At 38.5% G+C, this 25,228-nt stretch carries 26 protein-coding genes; 7 read left to right on the forward strand and 19 right to left on the reverse strand.

Going from position 1 to position 25,228, the window contains the following annotated elements:
• Window positions 1-146: 146 nt before the first annotated feature.
• Genes ACFJIZ_RS06785 through ACFJIZ_RS06795 form a run of 3 tightly spaced genes read right to left on the reverse strand, consistent with a single transcriptional unit; the run spans window position 147 to window position 2,991 of the window.
• Complete coding sequence (locus ACFJIZ_RS06785; RefSeq protein WP_379091726.1) at window positions 147-791, reverse strand: hypothetical protein; 645 nt, start codon at window positions 789-791, stop codon at window positions 147-149.
• Entirely contained in the window at window positions 767-2,005 is a 1,239-nt protein-coding gene (locus tag ACFJIZ_RS06790; protein ID WP_379091727.1) for a hypothetical protein, read from the reverse strand. Before ACFJIZ_RS06790 ends, ACFJIZ_RS06785 begins: the two co-directional genes overlap by 25 nt.
• A gap of 23 nt (window positions 2,006-2,028) precedes the next feature.
• Window positions 2,029-2,991: an exonuclease domain-containing protein gene (locus tag ACFJIZ_RS06795; RefSeq protein ID WP_379091728.1), complete on the reverse strand. Its 963-nt coding sequence runs from the start codon at window positions 2,989-2,991 to the stop codon at window positions 2,029-2,031.
• Window positions 2,992-3,162: 171 nt separating this feature from the next.
• On the opposite strand from ACFJIZ_RS06795, the gene ACFJIZ_RS06800 reads away from it, so the two are divergent.
• Together ACFJIZ_RS06800 and ACFJIZ_RS06805 are read left to right on the forward strand one after the other, a co-directional pair.
• Complete coding sequence (locus ACFJIZ_RS06800; protein WP_379091729.1) at window positions 3,163-4,812, forward strand: DUF3857 and transglutaminase domain-containing protein; 1,650 nt, start codon at window positions 3,163-3,165, stop codon at window positions 4,810-4,812.
• A gap of 329 nt (window positions 4,813-5,141) precedes the next feature.
• Complete coding sequence (locus ACFJIZ_RS06805) at window positions 5,142-7,046, forward strand: DUF3857 domain-containing protein (protein ID WP_379091730.1); 1,905 nt, start codon at window positions 5,142-5,144, stop codon at window positions 7,044-7,046.
• Here the strand turns inward: ACFJIZ_RS06805 and ACFJIZ_RS06810 are convergent.
• The 10 genes from ACFJIZ_RS06810 to mutS form a co-directional block, all read right to left on the reverse strand.
• Complete coding sequence (locus tag ACFJIZ_RS06810) at window positions 7,030-7,152, reverse strand: hypothetical protein (RefSeq protein WP_379091731.1); 123 nt, start codon at window positions 7,150-7,152, stop codon at window positions 7,030-7,032. The genes ACFJIZ_RS06805 and ACFJIZ_RS06810 overlap by 17 nt on opposite strands.
• Window positions 7,153-7,257: 105 nt before the next feature.
• Window positions 7,258-7,872, reverse strand: a complete 615-nt coding sequence (locus ACFJIZ_RS06815; RefSeq protein ID WP_379091732.1) for a thioredoxin family protein — start codon at window positions 7,870-7,872, stop codon at window positions 7,258-7,260.
• 6 nt (window positions 7,873-7,878) lie between these two features.
• Window positions 7,879-8,352, reverse strand: a complete 474-nt coding sequence (locus ACFJIZ_RS06820; RefSeq protein ID WP_379091733.1) for a TlpA disulfide reductase family protein — start codon at window positions 8,350-8,352, stop codon at window positions 7,879-7,881.
• Between the two features lie 24 nt (window positions 8,353-8,376).
• Entirely contained in the window at window positions 8,377-8,925 is a 549-nt protein-coding gene (locus ACFJIZ_RS06825; protein ID WP_379091734.1) for a redoxin family protein, read from the reverse strand.
• Window positions 8,926-9,142: 217 nt separating this feature from the next.
• Window positions 9,143-9,787 carry a heavy metal-binding domain-containing protein gene (locus tag ACFJIZ_RS06830; protein WP_379091735.1) on the reverse strand — a complete coding sequence of 215 codons (645 nt, stop codon included), beginning with the start codon at window positions 9,785-9,787 and terminating at the stop codon, window positions 9,143-9,145.
• Between the two features lie 279 nt (window positions 9,788-10,066).
• Window positions 10,067-10,645 carry a class I SAM-dependent methyltransferase gene (locus ACFJIZ_RS06835; RefSeq protein ID WP_379091736.1) on the reverse strand — a complete coding sequence of 193 codons (579 nt, stop codon included), beginning with the start codon at window positions 10,643-10,645 and terminating at the stop codon, window positions 10,067-10,069.
• Window positions 10,646-10,786: 141 nt separating this feature from the next.
• Window positions 10,787-11,305, reverse strand: coding sequence for an NlpC/P60 family protein (locus ACFJIZ_RS06840; RefSeq protein ID WP_379091737.1), 519 nt, complete (start codon window positions 11,303-11,305; stop codon window positions 10,787-10,789).
• A 9-nt stretch (window positions 11,306-11,314) separates the two neighbouring features.
• On the reverse strand, window positions 11,315-11,500 hold the full coding sequence (locus ACFJIZ_RS06845) for a hypothetical protein (protein WP_379094198.1): 186 nt from the start codon (window positions 11,498-11,500) through the stop codon (window positions 11,315-11,317).
• Entirely contained in the window at window positions 11,431-12,078 is a 648-nt protein-coding gene (locus ACFJIZ_RS06850; protein WP_379091738.1) for a methyltransferase domain-containing protein, read from the reverse strand. Before ACFJIZ_RS06850 ends, ACFJIZ_RS06845 begins: the two co-directional genes overlap by 70 nt.
• Window positions 12,079-12,090: 12 nt before the next feature.
• Complete coding sequence (mutS, locus tag ACFJIZ_RS06855) at window positions 12,091-14,700, reverse strand: DNA mismatch repair protein MutS (RefSeq protein WP_379091739.1); 2,610 nt, start codon at window positions 14,698-14,700, stop codon at window positions 12,091-12,093.
• Between the two features lie 319 nt (window positions 14,701-15,019).
• Between mutS and ACFJIZ_RS06860 the strand changes: the two genes are divergently transcribed.
• Window positions 15,020-16,225, forward strand: coding sequence for an MFS transporter (locus ACFJIZ_RS06860; protein ID WP_379093935.1), 1,206 nt, complete (start codon window positions 15,020-15,022; stop codon window positions 16,223-16,225).
• Between the two features lie 94 nt (window positions 16,226-16,319).
• On the opposite strand, the gene ACFJIZ_RS06865 is transcribed toward ACFJIZ_RS06860, so the two are convergent.
• Window positions 16,320-16,964: a hypothetical protein gene (locus ACFJIZ_RS06865; RefSeq protein WP_379091740.1), complete on the reverse strand. Its 645-nt coding sequence runs from the start codon at window positions 16,962-16,964 to the stop codon at window positions 16,320-16,322.
• Window positions 16,965-17,075: 111 nt separating this feature from the next.
• Between ACFJIZ_RS06865 and ACFJIZ_RS06870 the strand changes: the two genes are divergently transcribed.
• Window positions 17,076-17,723 carry a hypothetical protein gene (locus ACFJIZ_RS06870; protein ID WP_379091741.1) on the forward strand — a complete coding sequence of 216 codons (648 nt, stop codon included), beginning with the start codon at window positions 17,076-17,078 and terminating at the stop codon, window positions 17,721-17,723.
• Window positions 17,724-17,797: 74 nt separating this feature from the next.
• Here ACFJIZ_RS06870 and ACFJIZ_RS06875 read toward each other — a convergent pair whose 3' ends face one another.
• The 5 genes from ACFJIZ_RS06875 to ACFJIZ_RS06895 all read right to left on the reverse strand — a co-directional run bounded on the left by ACFJIZ_RS06875 (window position 17,798) and on the right by ACFJIZ_RS06895 (window position 22,962).
• Window positions 17,798-18,175, reverse strand: coding sequence for a YchJ family protein (locus ACFJIZ_RS06875; protein WP_379091742.1), 378 nt, complete (start codon window positions 18,173-18,175; stop codon window positions 17,798-17,800).
• A 402-nt stretch (window positions 18,176-18,577) separates the two neighbouring features.
• Entirely contained in the window at window positions 18,578-19,255 is a 678-nt protein-coding gene (locus ACFJIZ_RS06880) for a response regulator transcription factor (RefSeq protein WP_379091743.1), read from the reverse strand.
• Window positions 19,245-20,747 (reverse strand): sensor histidine kinase, encoded by a 1,503-nt coding sequence (locus tag ACFJIZ_RS06885; RefSeq protein WP_379091744.1) that lies wholly within the window; start codon window positions 20,745-20,747, stop codon window positions 19,245-19,247. Before ACFJIZ_RS06885 ends, ACFJIZ_RS06880 begins: the two co-directional genes overlap by 11 nt.
• Before the next feature lie 444 nt (window positions 20,748-21,191).
• Window positions 21,192-22,379 carry a hypothetical protein gene (locus ACFJIZ_RS06890; protein WP_379091745.1) on the reverse strand — a complete coding sequence of 396 codons (1,188 nt, stop codon included), beginning with the start codon at window positions 22,377-22,379 and terminating at the stop codon, window positions 21,192-21,194.
• Between the two features lie 10 nt (window positions 22,380-22,389).
• Complete coding sequence (locus ACFJIZ_RS06895; RefSeq protein WP_379091746.1) at window positions 22,390-22,962, reverse strand: hypothetical protein; 573 nt, start codon at window positions 22,960-22,962, stop codon at window positions 22,390-22,392.
• A 14-nt stretch (window positions 22,963-22,976) separates the two neighbouring features.
• Between ACFJIZ_RS06895 and ACFJIZ_RS06900 the strand changes: the two genes are divergently transcribed.
• From ACFJIZ_RS06900 to ACFJIZ_RS06910, 3 genes are all read left to right on the forward strand, one after another.
• A complete protein-coding gene (locus ACFJIZ_RS06900) occupies window positions 22,977-23,033 on the forward strand; it encodes a hypothetical protein (protein ID WP_379093938.1) in 57 nt (18 codons plus the stop codon).
• Window positions 23,034-23,403: 370 nt separating this feature from the next.
• Window positions 23,404-24,423: a sensor histidine kinase gene (locus ACFJIZ_RS06905; RefSeq protein WP_379091747.1), complete on the forward strand. Its 1,020-nt coding sequence runs from the start codon at window positions 23,404-23,406 to the stop codon at window positions 24,421-24,423.
• Window positions 24,420-25,130, forward strand: coding sequence for a LytR/AlgR family response regulator transcription factor (locus ACFJIZ_RS06910; RefSeq protein WP_379091748.1), 711 nt, complete (start codon window positions 24,420-24,422; stop codon window positions 25,128-25,130). Before ACFJIZ_RS06905 ends, ACFJIZ_RS06910 begins: the two co-directional genes overlap by 4 nt.
• Window positions 25,131-25,228: the final 98 nt, after the last annotated feature.

The following is a 25,228-nucleotide window of genomic DNA, read 5'->3' on the forward strand; positions in this document are numbered from 1 at the left end:
TTCTTATATAATTGTACAATTTGATATTTAGATCCTAATTCATTTTTGGCTCAAAAGCTTCCAAAAATGCCATTTATGGTAAGACGCAGCTTGTTAAAAAATGTTGCATGAAAAAGCCCTATCTAGATACAGATAGGGCTTTTTATTTAGTTTACCACAAAGGTATTGTCATTTCTGTTTTTATCAGGCACATGGCTGCTGCCCATTACGACCTTGGTTATTTTTTTGTTGGTTTTAACCGTAGATACAAAAGCCTTGTTGCCACTTTCCCAAACGCCAATGGTATGGTGTACTTTTCCAATAGAACCATCATCATAGCTAATGGTCAGGTCAATTGGTAGTGGTTTGTTGCTCTTGTTTTCGATGGTAATGGCAAAACCCTCATTAACTTTGTTTACCGATTTAATGGCCATATCAGTTACCCCATCTTCAAAAAACCAACGTTTCCAGAACCAATCCAAGTTTTTACCTGCCCCCGCATTCATGCTGTAGAAGAAATCGTATGGCATTGGATGTTTGCCATTCCATAATTTGATATAGTTATGCAAAGCTTTGGTAAATAGTTCATCACCTAGATAATCCTTAATAAAAAGATAACCTAAACCTGGTTTTGGATAAGAATTTGTAAAACTACCAATCCCTTTTAAGGCTGTGGTTAAGGTTACGATTGGGGTATCGTCCTTTTCACCCGACGAATTTCCAGTTGGGGCAATGCCGTATTCATCTACAATCGTATTGTCGATCATTGGAGAGATCAGCCACTCGCCTATGGTTGCCCATCCTTCATCCATCCAACCATATTTGGTCTCGTTGATCCCATATAAAATGGGAACATGGTATGGAATATTTCGTGGTCGGTCAATGTAATGGCATCTACCCGATTATCTACTGGGTTATCATTCACCATCATTGGATATTCCATCTGGTCTAAACCATCAAAAATGGTTTCATGACTGTAAGGAAATGGCCATTTCGGAAATTCATAACTCATCGCGTGAACGGTTTTGCGAGCAAAACCGATCACTTCATAATAATCTTTATGTTTAGGGTTGAAAACCGCATCTACCCTTGTCCTTCTTTTCGTTTTTGGATCCACCACCAAACTGGTCGATTTCCATAGGTAATGGTTACTGGTCGCAAAAGCAAAATCAACCACATTTTTAGCCTCAAATTTAAAGGTATTGAAGGCATTTTGGGCGGTTACTTTTTGTTGTGTCAACGCGGCACTATCTATCACATCAATCACCTGATCAGACTGTTGGGCCAATTCATATTTTTTAAATACACTTGGCGCAAATACCTCGGCACCATTCAACAAATCGCCAGTTGCCCAAACTGCATAATCTTTAGGTACGGTAATTTCAGTATCAAAATTGCAGAAATCATTATAAAATTCTTCAGAACCACTGTAAGGGATTTTATTCCAGCCATCTATATCGTCGTAAACTGCAATGCGGGGAAAGAAATAGGCTATAAAATGTGCGCCATCATCAACCTGACCGGTGCGGACATGTGAACCTTTGTTTAAGATGTAATTGTATTCAATTTTCAGGGTAAGACTTTTTCCAGGTGCCAACGCACTGATCTGGGTATGCATATTGGTACCCTCAATTACCAAGCTCGCTACATCTTTTTGGGTATTGTTCAATAAAACCGAAGTGATGCTCACCCCATCTCCCAAGTCTCTTTCGTTGATCTTAGATTTTACAGCAACGCCTTTTTTGTACAAGTTTGGATACAACTTAAACCAAAGCTCTTTTAAGGTATCAGTGCTGTTGTTAAAATATTGAACATCTACCGTACCTTTAATTAGCCTAGAGCTAGGATCAAAATTGATCTTCAGTTTATAATTGGCCGTATTTTGCCAATAGTTCTTACCTGGTTTACCACTAACATCCCTTGTTCCTTTTTGATAAGCATTTTTGAAGACCTGCTCTACAGGCAACTGTGCATTTGTGCTTATCGCTATCAAAAGCATTAAACACAATAATTTGATAGATTTCATAGTCAGGAACTAGGTTTTAGCGCTTATTTTCCAAATTTCATCTTCAGTTGTTCCAACATATCTGTGGTTACTACTGCAGCTGGTTTTTGTTTTTGTTGTACTGGCTTAGGTTTATTGCTATTTACCGAAGGATTAGGTTTTACCTGCTGGTTTTGTTGCTTGGCAATGCGTTGCTCGTCTTTCTTTTTGCTCCAACGGTTCCAGATCTCGTCCAATTTCTTTTTGGTGTACAAAGGAAAATCACCTTGTTTCATCCAAGCATAATAACTTGGTTCGATATCAAATACCTGCTCAACTAACTTTCCTTTATGTTTACCAAAGTTGATCACTTCTTCGCCGTTTTCATTGTATACCATTCTTCCTGCAAAATCTACAGGTTTACTCATGTTGGTAAAGTTGTGCAAGGCCTCAACATCGTTTTGTACAGGTTGCGAGATATTACCTTGTTTATCTTCAAAGTCTTTGTCTTTGTAACGGTCCAATTGGGCCAACAAAACTTGATAGGTTGCTCTGATATCGGCTTCTGCAGAGTGTGCATTAATGATATCTTCATTACAATAGAATTTGTAGGCCGCTTTTAGCGTACGTTGCTCCATCTGGTGGAAAATGTTCTGTACATCTACAAAGCGTCTGCCCTGCATGTCCAAATCTACGCCAGCTCTTAGAAATTCTTCCAATAGCATCGGGATATCAAATTTGTTGGAATTATATCCTGCAAGATCAGCATCACCAATAAAATCAGCTATTTCTTTAGCCACTTGGCCAAATGTAGGCTCATTTTTAATATCCTCATCATATATACCATGAATTAAAGAAGAAGCTAACGGAATTGGAATTTCGGGATTGATACGTTTAGTTTGTACTAGCTCTGATCCATCTGGCATTGCCTTTAAAATTGCAATCTCAACTATCCTATCTACTCCTACGTTAATTCCAGTTGCTTCAAGATCAAAAAATGCCAGTGGGCGTTTTAAATTTAATTTCATTTATATATAGTCCGATATTTCTGCATAAGTCTCAAAACTTATACCATTAATTATATTTTTCCAAAAATGCTAAAAAGGTTTGGTTAGTTTTGTAAAACAATACTATTAATTTAAAATTTAGTTATCAATTAATTTCCGAATTTTAAATTACAATTTACCACAATTCTAACCATGAAAACAATTTTATCTTTAATTATTGCACTCTTCATTATTTCCTTTTCTGCCTTTGCGCAAGACTTCAATTTTGGAAACCTTACTGAAAATGACCGTCAATTTAACAAAAACACTTTAGATAGCAATGCCAACGCCATGGTACTTAAAGAGTTCGGGAAATCAACAATCGAAATCAATGAAAGCACTGGTCAACCTGAACTTCATTTCGAATATCATGTGAGGATCAAGATCTTTAATAAAGACGGTTTTAGGCACTCAAATATTGTAATCCCCAGCTATAAAGACGACAAAAATATAGAAAGCATTAAAGTGATAAAGGCATCTACTTTTAACTTCGACCATGGTGTTGTTACGGAAACGGTATTGGATAAAAAATCGGTCTTTACAGAAGATCGTTCTAAATATACCTCACTTACCAAATTTACACTGCCCAATATCAAAGAAGGCTCCATTATCGAATACATCTATCATCTACAATCTCCCAACTTATTTAATTTCAAACAATGGGATTTCCAAAGTGACATTCCAAAAGTCTATAGCGAATACCAGGTCAATATCCCTGCGATATACAATTACAATGTTTCGCTTCGTGGTGTCTATAAATTAAGCGACCAAAAAACTGAACTCGTTAAAGAATGTTTGCGCATTGGCGGAGGTGTGATAGATTGTTCTAAGATCACCTACATGATGAAAGACATTCCGGCTTTTATAGAAGAAGATTATATGACTGCGGCCAGTAATTTCAAATCGGCCATCTATTTCGAACTTTCTGATGTACAATACCTCAATGGCGGCAAACAGAACATTACCAAAACCTGGAAAGATGTAGATTACGAGCTTACAACTGCAAAAAACCTGGGTTCGCAGATGAAACGTAAAGATGTTTTCAAAGATATATTACCAACGGTACTCAAAAACACTACCGACGACCTGAGCAAGGCCAAGGCCATTTACAACTACCTTAAAAAACAGATCAAATGGAACAATTACTATGGTAAATATAGTGAAGAGAACATTAAAAATGTGGTAGAGATGCGCTCTGGAAATGTTGCGGACATCAACCTGAGTTTAATTGCAGCTTTGTCTGCTGCTAACCTAGATGCAGAAGCCGTAATCTTATCCACCCGCGACAATGGAACAGTAAATAAGCTTTATCCGGTAATGTCTGATTTTAATTATATTGTAGCAAAGGTTAACATTGGCGACAAAAGTTACCTATTGGATGCCACTGAACCCTTATTGCCATTTGGATTGTTACCCCTACGTTGTATCAACGACCAAGGAAGGGTCATCAATCTTAAAAAACCATCTTATTGGATAGACCTAAGAGCAGAACAAAAAAACGTAACCAATTATATCCTGTTTGGCACCTTAACTGCCGATGGAAAGATAAAGGGTACCATTACTACTTACACCCTTGGTTACGCTGCATTAAATAGAAGAAAAGAGATTAAAAAATACAATTCTGTTGATGAGTTTGTAGAAAAATTGGATGAACAGATGCCCAAATTGAGCATTGTAAAACACGAGATCTTAAATATAGACGGTGTAGAAAATACGCTGACCGAAAAATACGATGTAGAATTTTCCGTATTTGATGGTAAGGTGACAGAACAGATACTATTTCAATCCATTTTTTATCAATAGGATTGCCAAAAACCCATTCAACCTCAATGAAAGGACATATCCGGTAGATCTGGGTGCCGCTGCTGACGAACGCATCAACATCAGCATCGTTTTACCAGAAAAATATGAACTGTTGGAGAAACCTAAAGACATGTCCATTGCCTTGCCTCAAAATGGTGGAAGATATTTATTGCAGACCGCTCTTTTAGAAGACAAACTCTCTGTTAGCCAGTAACTTCCAATTTAGCAATGCCATCTATCCTGCTGAAGATTACCTATCGTTAAAAGAGTTTTACAGTCGCATTATCCAAAACCAAAAGAAAGATCTTTTATTGAAAAAGGTAAAATAGATGAAACTAGCAGCTGCCCTTATCCTCGCCCTTTTTTCTTTGACACCTTGTATTGCGCAAGACAATTACGATGTTGACCTTATACCTTCTGCGCTGCGCAATAGGGCCAATGCGGTGATCAGAAACGAAGAAACTTCAGTAAACATGTTGACACCTAACAATGTGGTGTACACGGTTAAACAGGCCATCACCATCCTCAACAAAAATGGGGAGGACAATGCCAGATTGGTGCTTTTCTACGATAAGAATACGAACATCAAAAGTGTAAATGGAGAAATCTACAACGAGATTGGTAAACTGATTGGCAAGTTTAATGAGAGTGCTTTTAAAGATGAGAGTGCTGTAAACGACTTCTCTTTATTTGAAGATAATAGGGTAAAACATTACCTACCCAACATCAACGTTTATCCGTACACCGTGGTCTATAACTATACGATGCGGTACAAACAAAACCTGATCATTCCAGATTGGAGACCCAAACCAGCGAATGATATTTCTGTAGAAAAAAGCAGATATACCTTTATTTGCAAACCTACGGACCAATTGAGGATAAAGGTGCAGCAGATCGCCAACAAGGCAGAAGAACAGATCAATGAAAAACAAAAATCATTGACATGGAGCGTAAATAATCTGACCAGCCAAAAAAGTGAGCCTTATAGTCCTGATAAAGAAAGCTACCAACCCAGCATAAAAATAGCCCCTGAACAATTTACGTATTATAACTACAAAGGTACGTACACCAATTGGCAAGAGCTGGGTAAATGGTACTATGATAACCTGTTAAAAGGACGGGATGTTTTACCCATCAGCACGGTCGAGACCATTAAAACACTGGTAAAAGATATACCCACTGATAAAGAAAAAGCCAAAAAAATATACGAATACCTACAGACCAAAACAAGGTACATCAGCGTACAGATAGGCATTGGTGGCTTTCAGCCATTTACAGCAGCAGATGTTGACCGTTTGGGCTATGGCGACTGTAAAGCATTGGTCAACTACATGCAGAGTTTATTGAGTGTTGTAGGTATAGAATCTTATTACTGTGTAGTACAGGCAGGTAGTGAGAAAAAAAGTTTAGACCCTACTTATGCCAGCATGGACCAAGGCAATCACATTATTTTATGTTTGCCACTTAAAGGCGACACCACTTGGTTAGAGTGTACCAGTCAAAAAATACCTTTCGGCTTTTTGGGCGATTTTACCGACGACCGTTATGTATTGGCTTGTACGCCTGAGGGTGGTAAACTTTTAAAGACACCCAAATTAACCACAGCACATAACCTACAGGTACGTGAGGCCGAGCTGACATTGAGCACTGAAGGAAATATTACGGGAACAATAAAAACCATATTTTCTGGCGCACAATATGATAACCATGAACATATTGTTGGCAAACCCTTATCAGAGCAAGAAAAATTACTGAAAGCGGTTTATGCCATAGATAACATCAACTTTGACAAGATAGCTTATCGCCAGAAAAAAGATATAGAGCCTGAACTCAGTGAAACCTTGACCATCAACATCAGAAATTATGGCGTAGCGAACAACGACAAACTATTTTTACCACTTAATCCATTTAACATCCAGCGAACCGTACCAGAGGTGAAGAATAGAGTAATGCCAGTCTACATCAACCGTGGCTATACAGACATTGACCAAATCAGTTACCTACTCCCCGATAATTTTATGGGTAGCATAGAACCTTATGAAAAGGTAGTGAGCTGCGAATATGGCACTTATACGGCCACAGCAAAACTAGAAGGGAAAAAGTTAAATTACACCCGAAAGATTGTATTGAATGAAGGTACATTTCCGGCAGAGAGCTACGCAGTTTATAGTAAATTTATGGCCGATATCAATTCAGCAGACCATCAGAAATTGATCATTAACTTAAAAAAATAATCCCAAGTGTAATTCCGATTACCATGATCAGGTACATCAGGATTTCGGTAGTTGCAAAACGTTTGTACTTGGTCCAGAAAGAGTAATCTTGTTTTGGTTTAGACATAAAAAATCCCTAATCAATTTTTACAAAAGTAGGGATTTAGTTTTATATAAATTTAATCCATGGTTCATGTTGACACGAACCATGGATGAGCCATTTTAATCAGTTTTATTTACTGGCCGCCTCTTTTTTCCATTTGATGCTACAACCAATGGCTTTTGTACTGGTAATGGTTGGTTTTTTGCCCTCTAACAAAGCGTTGATTGCATTCTGAACATACATTGTTCTTGAAGCATTCACTTCCTCTTGGTCGTTATCTATCGCACCAATGTAAGCTACCTCGTTTCCTTTGGCTGTTTTTTGCAGTACAAAAACATGTGGGGTTTTATTGGCACCAAATTTTTTAGTGTATACATGGTTTGGATCTTCCAGATAGGCATAACTAAAGTTTTTCTCTTTGGCACGTTCCTGCATTTTGGCATAACTATCGCCAGGAGAAGCAACTGGATCATTGGTATTGATGGCAATAACAGGATAGCCTTTGGCAGCATAGGCTTTGTTCAGTGCCTCAACTCTATCTTGATAAGCTTTTGCCACAGGACAAGTGTTACAGGTAAATACCACAATGTATCCTTTGGCATTGGCATAAGAAGCTAAAGAAACATTTTTACCATCTACATTTTTCAAGTTGAAATCAGAAGCTACATCTCCAACCTGATAACCAGTTTGAGCTTTTGCCATTACGCCAAGCGTTAGCAGGCAAGCTATTAAAAATCTTTTCATCATTTTTTACTTTAAGGTTTCTATAGTTTTAGTCAATTCTTGCTCGGTAAATTCCTTTTCGTAAAACTGCCTTGCCTTGCGCTTTGTGTTTACAAAAAGTGTGGCAGGTAATGCACCAGACCATTTGGCGTCTACCCTTTCAATAAAGGCCTGTTGGTCGGGTTCGTTAATGACATACACTTCAGACTTGATTCTATTCTTTTTGACAAATGGAACAACTGCCGAGTTCAATTTAGATTTAAAATCCATACTTACCAATATGACCTTTACTGGTTGATTGGCACTTTTTAGATTGATCTTTTCAAAATTCGGAAGTTCTGCTACACATGGTCCGCACCATGTTGCCCAAAAGTTGATCACATAAGTGGTGTCTTTCCCTTTTGCTACCCTGCTTTCTAATTCACTTAAAGTTAGCAATTTAACTTGAGCATTTGCAACAAACACTACAAAAAACAACGATAGGGTCAACAGATACTTCATCAGCATTTTATATTTCTTGTTTGCTTATAACAATTTATCAACCTCTTGTTCTACAAACTTGTTTTTCGGTACTTTCTTTGCATTGGGTTCGTCATCTATCCTACCGATATATTTGATCAAGAAACCATTAGCTTTTTTCTGTAGTACAACAGCGGTTGGTGTAAGCGTAATGTTCAGCATCCAGGTATATTTAAAACCTTGGTCAGACAAGTAAGGGAAAGTAAAACCTTTGCTGGCGGCCAGTTTTTTCATTTCTGGCATAGCATCCAATGGATATTTGACAGGATCATCACCATAAGGGCCAATGGCCACTACAGGATAACCTTTGGTTTTATACTTTTTGTCGAGGGCCATGATCCTACTTTCGTAGGCGATACAATGATCACATGTTGGGGTCATAAAAACAACAACAAAACCTTTGGGGCCTTTTTGGGCTTTAAGGTCATAAACAGTTCCTTTGGTACTTAACAAGGAAATATTGGGCAATATCTGGCCCACCTTGTATACCTGCTGTGCATGTAAAGTGGTGGCTACAGTAGCCAATAGAAAGAGAGTGGCAATTATTTTACGCATAATTTTATTTTAAAGTTTTCAGAAAAGCCGTATAGATTTAAACAAGGCTGCTATAACATCAGAAACGATTTGTAACGATACTTATTGTTTTGCTTTACAATGTGCTTCCATTAGCTCATCACAAATATATAAAAGTATGCTTTACATCCCAAAATGATAGAAACGTTAGTAAAATTCAGTACCTACTATAAGTGTGCCATTAGCCATAGCTTTCTTTTCATTTCGTCTCTCGATTAATTGCTTCCAGTTGTTCTGTGAGTTCAATCACCTCAATAATGGCGTCCCTGTTTTTTGCACTAAAGTTTTCCATGTCTGTTACCCGAATTGCTGTCCCTGCCATACAAACCATAAGCATATTTGTACTGCCACTTCCAATTTCATTAAAGTCAATGTCTGTCGATATAATTGCGTTTCCACCCAGTCTTACACATTTAACGCGTAAGTCTGCTTTACACAAATTAGTCGCATAAGCAATTTTTTCGTTAGAAGCATTTGAGCCAGAACCAAAAAAGTCGTTAAATGACCTCGATAATTCTGTCACAAAACCCGTCCCAGATGTTGTCTGAGCTGTCACCATATCAAGAACTTCATATTCCCATTTCACTGGCGTGGGGCTTGTCATCACCGGAATGAAATGGATGATTTGTTTAAGTCGATTTTCTATGTCCCCTTTTTGTTTTCTAAAGTTGTCGGCAATTTTTGACAGTAATGGGCTTGAACAATTTGTGCAATATGCTTCTTTATTTTCCTTCAAATGTTTATTTATAAAGTCTACTTTAGATTGCACGACCAACTCTGTACTAAAAAAACCTTTTAATGATTTCCCACAGTTTGGGCATTTGTCATAATTGATATTACTCATTGTTGTATCGTTTGTTTGTAGTTAAGATTATAGTTATCGGTTTACTGATTCTTGATTTTACTTACAGTGATTATATTCTAACGTTCAATAAAAACTTCGTCTGCCAAATTACCAAATAGCTAGTGGTTAGGCTCTTTTTACCCATCGTTTTTTGTCCCATAAAATCCTGTCGCACATCCATAAAAGTATGAGTTAAAATTTGCTATCAGTCCAGTTTTAGCAAAAATTTCCTTGGCCTTTTCTGCATTCTCGAACTTTGTAATATATTGCCAAAGCATTTTATACTCTTCTGGATTCTCCAAGTAATAACCATCCTAAAATTGGTATGATTTTCCCAAGATAAAAGCCATAAAGTGATTTTAATATTTTGTTGTTGGGTTTAGAAACTTCTATAAATGAAAACTGTCCACCTTGTTTTAAAATTCGTTTTGTTTCCCAAGCCAAAACTTCTAATTGTTCTTGGTTAAAAGTTTTAAGTCCAAAAGCGCAAGTAACAAAGTCGTAATGATTACTTGGCAATTCATTGTTTAAAATGTCTTGTTGCATTACTATTACTTCATTGTTGAATTTTAATTTGCTTTTCTGCTTTGCATATTTCAACATTCCATCAGAAAAATCAAGAACTGTCAAGTTAGAATTTGGTAATTTATTTTTTGTCGAATTCCAAGTTTCGCCCATTCCAGTAAGCAAATCAATTATTTCAGCTTTATGATTTGTCTGATTGAAACTTTCCAGAAATTGCCTTCTCCAACGAATTGAAAAACCAAAAGAAGTTATAAAGTTCATTCTTTCATATGAACTACTCATTCTGTTGAACAGTCGTTTTACATATTCGGGATTGTAAATATTATTCTCCATTTAAAACGACTTTCCATTTTGCTGTTTCTGCATATTCTTTTATCAAAAATGTCATTCGTTATGTCTATTGTGTCGTCTTTAAGCATACCACAAAATACTGAAGCATTTACTGTTTTATCTTGATATGTATTTACCCAAACGTTATTTTAAAGTACCTGTTTTTACAATAGCTTTCTGATAAACAGGCAAAGTCAGATCATCAACAATTACCCCTCTGGTAGTTGATGCGTGGACAAAAAAATCGTTATTCAAGTAAACCCCAACATGGTCTACTTCATTGCCTCCAAATGAGAAAAAGATAAGGTCGCCTTCTTCCAGTTTGTTGATGTTTTTCTTTTTAACGGCTTCTGCCTGATCTTTAGACCTTCTTGGCAGGCTTAAGCCATAAATATTCTTTTCCAACAATAATGCAAAGCCCGAACAATCAATTCCTCTTTTATCCAAACCGCCCAGTTTGTAGCTTACCCCTGTCCAATCGGTAATGAAACGGTAAAGCTCCTTACTTTTTAGATTGGCCATTACCTCTGCTGCCCTAGCGGCTTTGGTATCGGTTTTAACCACATGTTTTCTTGAACTACAAGAAGCCAATGTAAGCACAAAAACCAGAACTATCCAAGTATATGATCTTTTAGGACTAAAAAAGTAAAGTGTCTTCATCATTTATATTTCTTAAAATTTTGCCGAAATGATGATCCTTTTAAATGGATACAATATCGGGGTCTTTACAAACCTTTTCCTGATCCGTTCTTTAAATTCTGCCACAAAATCGGCTTTGACCTCATCCTCTAATTTTTCAATATAAGGCAACAATGCCGTACCTGCAATAAACTCATATAGCGCATCAGGATCATCCACCACAATTGGATAGATCTTTCGTAGATGTTGATGTCCTTTCCGCCCTGCTCAAATACAAATTGCGCATAGCTTTCTGTACTTAAAACGGGCGAAGGTCTACTCCAATTGTTCAAAGCGGTAACATAAGGCTCTTCTGCAACAAGCACATTGAGCATTTTATTCAATAGATTTTCGGTTTGCGAAGGAAGCTGGATAACCATTTGTCCCCCAGCCTTAATACATGAGATGATTTTAGGAATCAGTTTCTCATGGTGATCAACCCATTGGATGGCTGCATTTGAAAAGACAAGGTCCCACAGTTTAGCCGTATCCAATTGTGCTTCAATGGTTTTTTGTTCAAATCGAAGTCTTTGGTTGGCATAAGCCTTTGCTTTGTCTAGCATTTCTGCCGATGAATTGATGCCAAGTATATTGGCATCTGGTAACACTTCGGCCAATTGATGGGTCAGTTCGCCAGTACCACAACCGAGATCAACGACATCAAGACCCGTTTTGATCTCAATCAGTTGGAGCAGGTCGTAAAATGGAGCATACCTTTCCGCTTTAAATTGATTGTATTGATCTGGGTTCCATGCCATGGTTAAATTTGATTAGGTTTTGATCAGCCTTTGTATTTCGTCTAACTTTAACAACGCTTCTACCGGCGTTAGCGTATTTACATCCAGGTTATTGAGCGTATCTCTCATCTTGACCAAAACCGGGTCATCAACGGCAAACATCTGTAACTGATAAGCTTGGTTCTGTACCTTTTTGATGCTGTCTTTAATGCTCTGCCCCTCTGTACGGTCAATTTCTAAACGTTTCAAAATCTCGTTGGCCCGATTGATCAATTTAGCTGGCATGCCCGCCATCTTGGCCACATGGATACCAAAACTATGTTCACTACCACCAGGCACCAATTTACGCAAGAAGATGACTTTGTTACCTACTTCTTTGATGGTTACATTATAATTTTTGATGCGCACCATCGTGTTCTCCAAATCGTTAAGCTCATGGTAATGCGTTGCAAACAATGTTTTAGGTCTTGCGGTTGGATGCTCATGCAAAAACTCGGCAATGGCCCAGGCAATGGAAATCCCATCGTAGGTACTGGTACCCCTTCCAATCTCGTCCAATAAGATCAAACTCCGATCCGAGATGTTGTTGAGGATACTGGCCGTTTCGTTCATCTCTACCATAAACGTACTTTCACCAGACGATAAATTATCCGAAGCACCTACCCTGGTAAAAATCTTGTCTACCAAGCCAATCTCTACCGCTTTTGCTGGCACAAAACAGCCCATCTGCGCCATCAGCACAATTAAGGCCGTCTGTCTGAGAATGGCCGATTTACCCGACATGTTGGGTCCAGTAATGATGATGATCTGCTGGGTATCGCTATCTAAAAACACATCATTGGTGATGTATTCCTGTCCAATAGGCAATCGTTTTTCAATTACTGGGTGACGGCCGCCTTTGATATCCAGGTCTTTTTTATTGTTTAATTGTGGTTTTACATAATGGTTTTTAACAGCCAGTTGCGCAAAACAAAGCAATACGTCTAATTGCGCTATTAAATAGGCATTCAGTTGGATAGGTTTGATGTAATGGCTTACCTGATACATCAACTCGTTGTACAAACGTACTTCTATGGCCTGTATCTTTTCTTCGGCACCTAAGATCTGTTCTTCGTATTCTTTCAGTTCTGGGGTAATGTAACGCTCTGCATTGACCAAGGTCTGTTTGCGGATCCAACTTTCTGGCACTTTGTCTTTATGGGTATGGGTAACCTCTAGGTAATAGCCAAAAACGTTGTTAAAAGATATCTTCAACGATGGGATACCCGTTGTATTGGCTTCTCTTTTCTGTATCTCTACCAAATATTCTTTACCTCCAAAGGCAATTTTGCGCAAACGGTCCAACTCTTCGTCTATCCCATCGGCAATGACGTTTCCTTTGATCAATAAGGCAGGAGGATCAGACTGTAACTCTCTTTCTAAGCGTTCTTTGATGCTGAGGCAAGAATTAAGCTGTGAAGCCAATACCGTTAAGAAAGGGTTTTGGGTATGATCAGCCAATCTTTTTACTTCTTCAATATGCGTAAGTGCTCTTTTTAGCTGTACCAATTCTCTTGGGCCAGCCTTTTGTAGACCAACCTTAGAGATCAATCTTTCCAAATCGCCAATAGGCTTAATATGTCCTAGAAATTCCTGTACCAGTTCATCATGGTTCACCAAATACTCTACCATGCCCAAACGCTCTTGTATAGGTTTGAGTTCCTTTAAAGGCATGATGATCCATTTGTGCAACATCCTGGCACCCATTGGGGTACAGGTTTCGTCCAACACTTCAAAAAGTGTTACACCCCCATCGTTGGCGGTACTTACCAGTTCCAAGTTACGGATCGTAAATCGGTCTAACCACATGTAACGTTCTTCTTCTAGCCTAGAAATGGCAGAAATATGCTGCAGGTTACGGTGTTCGGTTTCACCAAGGTAGTAAAGTACCACTCCGGCAGCGATAATACCCGATGGCAGTTTGTCTACCCCAAAGCCTTTGAGCGAGTTGACTTCAAAATGTTTGGTTAATATTTCGTTCGCATAATCGCTGGTAAAAGCCCAATCGTCAAGCGTATACGTATAAAACTTATCACCAAACAAGTTCAAGAACTCTTGGCGTCTACTTTTCTGAAAAACAACTTCGGTAGGCCTAAAACCTTGCAAGAGTTTGTCGATGTATTCTGCATTGCCCTGAGCCACCAAGAACTCACCAGTAGAGATATCGCAAAAGGCAACACCTATGCTTTGTTTGTCAAAATAGACCGCAGCGAGGTAGTTATTGGCCTTTTGGCTCAATATGTTATCATTGTAGGCAACTCCAGGCGTAACCAATTCGGTAACCCCACGTTTTACAATAGATTTGGTCATTTTGGGGTCTTCCAACTGATCACAGATGGCCACCCTTTGTCCTGCCCTAACCAGTTTAGACAGGTAATTTTCTAAAGAGTGGTGCGGAAAACCTGCCAATTCTAAAGCACCGTTTGGTCCGGTGCCACGTTTGGTTAAAACGATGCCCAATATATTGGCCGTTTTCACTGCGTCTTCGCCAAATGTTTCGTAAAAATCGCCTACTCTAAACAACAATAACGCACCAGGGTATTTAGCCTTGATGGTGTTGTATTGTTGCATTAATGGTGTTTCTGTCTGCTTTGCTTTGGCCAAAATCTTTCTAAATTACTAAGGTGTAAATATAGCATCTTGAGGCTTAGGGTTGAAGTTTTTGTTGAAATTTGTTGAACAGCTTGTCTCCACAAATTGTGAGTAATTTTTAGTCAGATTTTGATCATGGTATCCCTCACTATGCAGATTCGCCAAAACTACTGGATATGACCTATTCGCTAAAGTGCTTTAAATCTATCATATTTATAATAGATAGCTATGATTTAAGTTATTTTACTAATAGCAATGTTTTAATGAATTTTGTATCCACAAAACATCAATAGATTTTAAAACATTAAAAATGAACACTATATCGACTCCGATTTCAAGTACTGAAACCGATACACGTACCCAACAGCGCCAAAAAGGATTACCTGCCGCTTTGTGGGCACTAACCATTAGTGCATTTGCAATTGGCACCACTGAGTTTGTGATTGTAGGTTTATTGCCTACTGTAGCAACAGACCTCCGTATTTCCATACCTTCTGCAGGTTTATTGGTTAGTCTTTACGCCATTGGTGTGGCCATTGGCGCACCTATTTTAACAGCACTGACCAGTAAAATACCCAGAAAAAAACTATTGGTCTATCTCATGGTCTTATTTATTGTGGGTAACGGATTGGCATCTATTGCACCAGGCTTTGTTACACTTGTACTATCAAGGATACTTACTGGCTTTGCCCATGGGGTATATTTTTCTATCGGCGCTACCATTGCCGCAGCATTGGTACCCAAAGAAAAGAGAGGAACAGCCATTGCCATTATGTTTTCGGGCTTAACCATCGCCATTGTAACAGGCGTACCTTTAGGCACCTTTATCGGACAGCATTTTGGTTGGCGGGCTACTTTTATTGGTGTAGCCTTATTGGGATTGATCGGCCTAATTGCCAGTATGGTATTGGTGCCCTCAAATCTTAAGAATGAAAAACCAGCTTCTTTTAAATCACAATTGAGCGTATTGACCAATAAAAGGTTATTGTTGGCTTTTTTAATGACCATTTTAGGTTATGGTGGTACTTTTGTAGCCTTCACTTACCTCTCACCTATTTTACAAGAAATTACTGGCCTTTCCGAATCGGTAGTAAGTTTCATCTTATTGATCTACGGTGCTGCCATTGCCCTGGGCAATGTGATAGGTGGCAAAGTAGCCAACAAAAATCCTTTAAAAGCGCTGCTTTGGATGTTTATACTTCAAGCCCTGGTGCTATTGGTATTTACTTTTACCGTTCAACATACCATATTTGGCATCATCACCTTGTTTATTATGGGTGCCCTATCTTTTTCTAATGTACCTGGCCTACAGTTATTGGTGGTACAATTGGCCGAAAAAGAATTACCAGGTACTTCTGATGTAGCTTCGGCCTTTAATATCGCTTCTTTTAATGTCGGCATTGCGATTGGGGCGTATGCCGGTGGCTTAATTGTTGCCTCGCCATTAGGTTTAGGTGCTACACCTTGGGTAGGCGCCATCTTTGTGACACTTGCCGTATTGGTTACCTTAATCAGCATCAAACTGAGCAAAAAGTAAATAAAACATACCCTTTTATACAAACAGCAGTTGAAAATAAAAATCAACTGCTGTTTCTTGTAATTTGTTAGAAAGCTAAATTATTTGTGACCTCTTATGGGTTCACATGAATAAATTCTAAGATGGAAACTTTCTGGTAATTGGAATTTTTCTCGCTATAAAGCGACTGTATATATTCTTTGGTCAATAGGGCAATGCTCACCAAACCTGTTTCTTTGTGGTACATCACCTCATTACAAGTCATTTTAGCTTCATTTAACAGTATAATCTGGTTAACAGCCGTCTCATTTTTAACATGAAGATCATTGTATAAAGTTCTTAAGGTTTCAGCCTGTAGGTCTACCTGACCCGTTCCTTTTGCTGGAACGCTAGCTAAAAGTTTCACCTGTTGTGCCAAACTCTCTAACATATTATCGTAATAGGTCTGCAAGGATAAGTCTTGCTCGCTCGGCACATGGTCTTCGGCTGTCGTTTTTAACAACTCAAAAAAACGGCTCCTCAGTTTGGCCAAGGGTTCAAATGCAACCTCCCTTAGCATCATCGCATTGCTATAAGAGGGCAACAATGCATTCAATTGCTCAATTGCCTGATGTGCCGTGATGGCTTTGGCCTGGAGGTTTTCTAACCTCAGTGCCTGATTTTTTGGTTGGTAAGCTTTTCCATAGCTGCTTACCAAAGAGATAAGGGTTTCAAAGTTCGTCAGGTTTTTGACGTGCTTCATTTCGTAAATTGTTGACATAGGTTTTGTCGTTTAAGGGTGTATTTTTATTAACTGATTCTCAAAATAAGCAATAAAAATCATACAACCTACAAGAATATTATGCGTTTAAACATGTATTAGACTCGTTTTTTGGCAAAATTTAGAATACTGTTAAATAAGGTCTATCTTTGGGCCATGGCTATTTTACACAGAAAAGAAGAAAAGATACAGGCAGTACTGGGCAGATTGCCCCAAAACTATACCGACGAGGAGTTTGTGAACATGTTCATTAAACTATACTCAAAAGATTGGGGCAAGATCAAAGCAGCCTACATCAAGCAATCGCAAGATAAAGAGCCTGGAACAGTGATCAACATGCCAAAGCCCGATTTATATCTTAAACAGCTTGCAGAAATCTACATCAAGGCCAATCCGCCTAAAGCAACGGTTATAAAGAAAGCGCCTGAAGTTGTTGATACACCTACAGAAAAAGTAAAAAAACCTGCAGTTGTAGAATTGCCTCCTGCCGAGTTGAAGGCTAAAAAAACAACGGTTAAGAAAGAAGCTAAACCTGTAGAGGCTTCTGTAGAAAAGGTAAAAAAAGCAACCGTAAAAAAAACGATTACAGTTGAACAAACGCTTGCTGAACCAAAAGTCAGAAAAGTAGCGGTTAAAAAGAAAGCTGAAATTGCTGAAACACCTGCCGAGGAAGTTAAAAAAACCAAAGCCGTAACGAAAAAGAAAGCTACAGCTGAAGAAGTTGATACACCAAAGAAAAAAGCGGCGGTCAAAAAATAGTTTTGATCCAATCCATGCCAATGTTTTAAATAAAGGATAGGTCTATAAGGGCTTATCCTTTTTATTTAGCTTTTTTAATTAAAATAGCTGCCTTTTAGATAATACCAAATGCCATGCTCTTTTTTAAAGGTAGAGTTTTCGTGATGGATGTAAGTTGTACCCGCATTTAGGTAATAAGCTTTAAACTCTACTTTGTCTTGGTTGGCCATACAGATCTCTAGTTTTAGCCAATGGTTGCTCTTTGCCCAATGCTCAATTTCGTCTTTTTGATACTGTTTTCTGCTGGCAGGATGTGTGGTCTGTATCAGGTAATCAATCAAATGCAGGGCATAGGCACTATAGCGCGAGCGCATCAATATTTCTGGTGAAGCTGGTTTAGCCATACCTAAATGATAGGGTTTGCAACAATCGGCATAACTTAGGGTTGAACAACAAGGGCAAAGATCAGACATTGTTTTTGATTTGACAACTGCTAAATTAGGAGTTAAACCTAAGGAAGTCAATTTAATTGAAATATTAGGGTTAATCCTAATTGATCAACCATCTAAGACACCTGATAAAATCTTAGTAACTGTCTCTTAGCTTAACTAAGGTACCTGAGATGGTAATAACATAATCGTGTTAAACCATTAAGGCATTAAGTTTTCATCTATGTTCTCTATGCTTCTATGTGGTCAAAACCCTTATTTACCAACCATCTAAGACACCTGAGAAAATCTTAGTAACTGTCTCTTAGCTTAACTAATGTACCTAAGGTGGTAAAAACATAATCGTGTTAAACCATTAAGGCATTAAGTTTTCACCTATGTTCTCTATGCTTCTATGTGGTCAAAAAAACCAATTACTTCACGTTACTAAACAATGAGCTTGTACCCATGGCCCCTGATGTTGATGATCTCAATCGTAGGATCACCCTGTAAATGTTTACGGAGTTTGGTAATAAACACATCCATTGTTCTGGCATGAAAGGGATTATCGTCTCCCCATAATTTAAGTAAAGTTGCTCTTCTATCCAATACCTGGTTCTGATGTTTAACCAGTAGTGAAAGCAGCTCTGCTTCCTTATGCGATAACCGGATCTTTTGTTCATTAAACAACAATTCTTGTCGATTGGGAAAAAATTGAAATGCTCCTATCTTTAGCATATCTGTAGTAAACAAATTGAGACTATTTCTTTTTAAAAGTTCCTTCATCCTCAACACCAGTTCTTCGAGGCTGAATGGCTTTTTAAGATAATCGTTACCCCCTACACCATAGCCTTCAAACAGGTCTTTGTCTTGCGAGCGGGCGGTGAGGAACAGTACAGGCAATTGCTGATTGGTTTTACGCAGTTCGGTAACAAAGGTAAAACCATCCATAAAGGGCATCATCACATCTACCACACAGATATCAAAGTTCTGATACTGCAGTGCCTCTAAACCCAAACGACCATTGCTAAAGTGGCTTACCATAAAGCCCCTACTCTGCAGTGTTTCGCTTACGATTTTGGCCAACTGCAATTCGTCTTCTAAAAACAATACCCTAGCTGTCATATAATGGTAATTGGAGTATAAATGTTGTAAGTTGGTTGGCACTGGTAACTGTAAGCTGTCCATCATGTTGCTTTACGATATCGTTTACATAACTGAGCCCGAGACCATAACCTTTAACCTGATGTACATTACCCGTAGGTACCCTAAAAAATGGTTCAAAAATCCTAGCACTATATTCATCGGGTATCTCTTCCCCAGAATTGGTAATCCTAAGTACCGCTTTTTGTGCTTGTTGCAATAGGTCTATCCTAATTTCGGCCTCTTTGTTACCATATTTTACCGCATTGTCTAACAGGTTAGCTATGCTATTGCCCAAGTGGATCTGGTCTGCATTTACCCATAGTTTTTTTGCACTGAGGTTAAGGTTCAATTTGATGCTGGCCATTAAAAACTGCGGTTGATACTGCTGCAATACATGTTGCAACAGCTCATTGAGCAATACCTTCTTTTTGCTTAACCCTATAATGGCTTGTTGATTGACTAAATTGGTGAGGATTTGATCGATCAAATGGGTTAAATTGGCCGCTTGGTAACGGATAATGGAAAGGTACTCTGTTTTGGCCTGTGGATTAAGGTCGAATTGATCAATGGCCTCTGCCGCAATGCTAATGGTAGCTACTGGCGTCTTCAGTTCATGCGTCATGTTGTTTACAAAATCATCCTTCAACAAAGTCAGTTTCTTTTGCGACAGCATGGTTTTAATGGTGTAGATAAAACAACCTAAGGTAATGAAGACCAGCAACAAGGAGCTGAGCAAAACCCATTTCATTTTTTGCAGATAAATTACCTTTGGATTGGCAAATGAGGCGTTTAAAGCTATGGCACTACCGAAACCATACTCAAATTTACGGGTTAGGTATGTTTTACCTACCGAATCAGGGTTATTGGTGTCGAACTTATTGAATTGATATTTGAATGTATGGAGTTTAAAGGCTTCTTTAATGCCCCTATTGGCCAATGCCTGCCGATACAGTTTGCCCAATCTGATGGTATCGAGTTTATCCTCTGCAAATGCCTTTGCTAATAATTCGCCAAGTTTGGTAGTATGGTAATATACTTTAGCATCTCTTAAATCGTAGTAAACATAGTTTTTCACAAACGAATTGATAAAGAAAGTTTTAGCCTCAGGCGTAATCTGATCCAGTCGTTGTTTAAAATCCCGCATTGCTATTCTTGAAGGAGGTCGGGTATTCTTTAACGATGGATTCTTATCACTAAGGCTAAATATCATTTCCTTCGATTTTTCGTCATAGCTACAACTAATCACTATCAGATTGGTGTCGGCCATCCATTTTTTGTACTGCTGGGCAAATTCGTCCCTACGCAGGTTGGCCAATTTCTCTACCGATTCTTCTAGGGCATCGTTTGCGTCGCTCCTAAAAATCCTGTCGTTGTTTTGATAGACCTCGTAATTCCAATACAGTTGCAAGGCCAGCAATAATGCCGTACAGATGGTCATGAGGATAATGATCAGGTTGATCTTTCTTTTCATTTCAACTGCAAATTAAGGATTGCATTTGATGTAGCCCTAAAAAGTTAACACTAATTAACACTGTAGCGCCTTACTGCGAAGTAGTTTCGCAGTCTTAGCCACACTCAGCATGACAAAAAGGATTAAGAAGTGGTCAAAATTCTAATTCCTCAACCATCTGAGCCACCTAAGAAATCCTTAGCAACCACCCATTAGCTTAACTAAGGTGTCTAAGGTGTAAAAATACAGCGGTGTGCCTATGTGATCGATAATTAATCGACTCTTCAACAGAGATGCTTCGTTTCACTCAGCATGACAAAAAGAATTAAGAAGTAGTCCACTATGTGTTCTATCTTCCTATGTGGTCAAAATCCTAATCCTCAACCAGCTGAGACACCTAAGAAATCCTTAGCAACCATCCCTTAGCTTAACTAAGGTGTCTAAGGTGGTAAAAATCGAGGAATTTTATTTTATTTCCTGCTGATATTGATTGGTGATCTGGTAATCCGCATTTTTAATGACCAGCTGATAAGTCCCTTTGGCCAAGATCAAGTTGGCTACAGCCTCTTTATTGCTAACTTCAATGATATCGGCAGGGATGCCATTTTTCTCATGTTCATTTACCCTATAAGCCAACACCAAGGCCGGGTAAGTATTAATTTTAGCTTTCGGCACGGTATAACTTCTCCTTCGCACTCCTTGGCTTAACCAATCTGGCCTTCCCCCATTCAACTGTTCAACCGGATGGATTATCCTACAATCTGTTCTATCTGTACCCTCAGGACCATTAAATGTTTGTCCATCGGCAGCTACCATGATCAAGGGCATTTCTCCATGGGTCAAACTGATATAAGGGCTATTGTATTTTACCTCTCCCTTTGGGCTATACGCTACCTGATCTATGGTAAAAGGATCAATATGGGTATATTCTTTTAGTCTACCTGCCATGGCTTTTTCCCAACTCTTGTTGCCCGGCGTGCCCTCTATTACATGGTCAAAACCACAATGGATCAACACTTTTGCATTTGGATTTTTAGCCATTACCTTGGCGATGTTTTTGGCCTGTGCAATTTCTCTTTCCTTACCGTTTTTTCCCTCTTCTGCCTCATAGCCAAATACTGTAAAGCCAATTTTTAAAGCTTCTGCAATTAAATTAGCCATTTGAGGTTCTTGGGTATAGAAACCACTCTCTACTACCGCAAATCCACGTTTATTGATCAACGTATCGGCCAAGGCCTCTAAGCCTAAAAGTCGATACCCATTGTTATAAAGTCCCTGTAGCAGCCCAGTGGTAAATACACGATGTCTAGCCTCGTGATGAGCCTCATTAATGATGATCAGCCTTTCTTTTTTTGATCGGTTAATGATATAAGTCAAGGCATTCTCTGCCTTAAATTTTTTAAAGTAAAGGCTATCTGCACCGGTTATTTTAGGAACTGCTACCCCGTTTTTATCCCAAGTCTGTACTGCTTTTGCAAAATGTTGGCTAAAAGAATAGGCAGTAGCACCCATTTGGTATTTCCAGGCCAGGGTATCTTTCGCTATGGCCTTGTTGATATCGTTGGCAAACTGGTAGGTTTCTTTTTTTTGTTGGGCTTTTACTTTTACATGCACTAAGGCTAAAAGGCATAAAAACAAGGCAGTATTCTTCATTTATAAGGTATTATTTTGCAAATCGCGGTAGCAAACTGGGTGCAGCACCATTCAGTTTGATCTTGTAACGATAGCCGTTTTTAAAGGTATCTTCTTCTTTTAAAAGCTCTTTGTTCTTTTTGCTTAGCCAAAAGCGTTGGGCAAACTTGTTACCATTGTTTTCCGATTCGTTGAGCAAAATCCAGCAATCTACTTTTTGCAGATCGGTAGTGGTCAATACCTCGCTCCCTTCCACTTTGTACAGCACGTACTTAGGGGCTTGCGAGCCTGCATCGTAAAAATTAATGGCAAAGGTCTTTCCTTCGGCCAAGGGCAACATTTCAAAGGTTTCGATGTCTAAGTTCCAATTAAAACATGGAATTGCAAAATCCAATTTAAAATCCTTTTTGACATTCTGTGCTACCGTATCGGCTCCTTTGATCTGATTTTTGCTCCAGTTAAAAGCACTCGGTTTATTGCCAAGTTGTTCTGCATGGTAAATAGGGGCAAAATCTTTAACACTGTTGATAGAGTATACCTTACGATACATGGCGGTATCATTGCCATACCATTGCTGACTGATCGGCAAATACCTCCTGGCCATTCCTCATCTCCTTTTTGATCTCGCGAGACCATAAAAAAAGCATGAGGTTTTTGGGCTGTTTGCTCATTTGAAAATAAACCAGATACTGCCTTAAGCCCGGTTTTAATGCTGCGGTATTGAGCTTGTGTTTGTCAAAATTGATGGTGTCTATCTTTTGTGCGGCTGCAGGACTTAAAAAACAAAAGCTGCCAATGGTTAAAATGCTTAGGGTTAATAAATAGTTCAGATTTGGTCTTTTCATGTTTTGATGGTTTAAATGTAAATGGATGCCTTAAATTTTGGTTGATTTATAACCGCATCAAAAAAAAATCAACCAGTTGGCACCAATTTTTAATGTTTTGATTTTTTATTCAGAATCTCATTTTATGCTGGTCCATTGAAAATAATAGGCAAATGGTTTAAAGAAAATGGGTAGAAAGGAAGCAAATTGTATCTTTAAAAATGAATTTGTTAAAGCTCAAAAAAATAACCACCACTGAACTGCAGTGGTTGATGTGGCTTTTTGTCTTTTTCATTCTCTTTTCTTCTATGGTAACGGTTGATGGCTTGAGTTGGTCGTTTACCTTTAACCTCATCAATACCGGTTTTTACGCCATTATTGTATATGGAAACCTCAGTTGGTTATTCCCCATGTATTACGAACGCCATAAAAAGGTCACTTATGTGGTTTTGGTCGTGCTGTTCTTGATCCTATGTGGATTTGCCAAAGGGCATGTGGTTGGGTATGTGTACAATACTTTTTTTAACGACAAGGCACCGCAACATATAGAATGGTACAGAATGGTTTACCTGAGTATCAATGGCATCATTATTTTTATGCTCAGTTTTATGCTCAGAATCGTATTGGCCTATTTTACTTTAAAAAGGCAAACCGAAGAGATCTTGTTGCAAAAAACACAGGCCGAACTCAACCTATTGAAATCGCAGGTGCAACCCCATTTCCTGTTCAATACCTTAAACAACATCTATTACGAGGCTTACGTCGAAGCTCCAAAAACTGCCGAACTGATCGAACGTTTGGCCATTATGATGCGCTACTTTTTAGATGAAAGCCCAAAAACAGTAGTCAACATTTCTACTGAACTCCATTTTTTAGAAAATTATATCGAGCTGGAAAAGATCAGGATCAGGCACCAGATTTCGCTCAAGTTTACCAAAAACTATCAGGAAGACCATTTGATACCACCCATGTTAATGATGACCTTTGTAGAGAACATTTTTAAACATGGAATTGACAAGTTGAGCAATACCAATAAAATTGAAATCTCTTTGGTACAAGAAGACAATAACCTTATTTTTAAAACCACAAACAATTGTTTTACGGATACCGATGGTTCTAATGGTTTAGGTATCGAAAACCTCAAAAAGCGTTTAGTTATTTTATATGGCGACCGCTTTGAACTGCACACACAACGTACTGCAGATTTGTATGTAGCTTATTTTAAAATCCCTATGGCATGAACCTAAGCTGTATCATAATTGACGATGAACCCAATGCGGTAAGTTTGTTAGACGTACTGATCAAACAGACCACCAATTGGCACTTGGCAGCTACTTGTTACAATGCTTTAGAAGCCATTTCATTTTTAAAGGAAAACGAGGTTGATTTTATCTTTTTGGACATCAACATGCCCTTATTGAGTGGAATTGAGTTGGCTGAGCTTTTACCTCAGGTAAAGATTGTTTTTACCACGGCCTACTCTGAACATGCCGCTGATAGTTATAATTACCAGACCATAGATTACCTGCTCAAACCGATCACCTTGAAACGGTTTTTAGCGGCTATACAAAAAATCGAATACTATTTTAGCAAACCGCAAGCTGTTGCTACAGCTGAAAAAGACGACCTTAGCGATACTTATTTCTTTATCAAATCTGGAAAAGTATTAAATAAGGTATTGTTGGCCGATATTTTATATTTTGAAGGCGAAAAGGAATATGTAAGGGTAGTAACCAGCACCGAGCAGTTGTTGATCTATAGGCGGCTAAAAGATATTGAAACCCAGTTGCAATTGCCTTTTGTGAGGGTACACAATTCTTACATCGCCAACATCAAACAACTGGATAAGATACAGGACAATCATCTTTTCATTGGCGAGAAACAGATTCCGATCAGTGATAAATTTAGGGAGCATTTTATGGCCTTGATCAAAGAACGGATTTTTTAGGGGTTAAGCAATTTGCTTTGCTGACCATGACAAAAAAGATTAAGAAGTAGTTTACTATGTGCTCTATCTTTCTATGTGGTCAAAGTCTTAATTTATCA

This window comes from Pedobacter sp. UC225_65, from assembly GCF_042698365.1.
Taxonomy (GTDB): domain Bacteria; phylum Bacteroidota; class Bacteroidia; order Sphingobacteriales; family Sphingobacteriaceae; genus Pedobacter.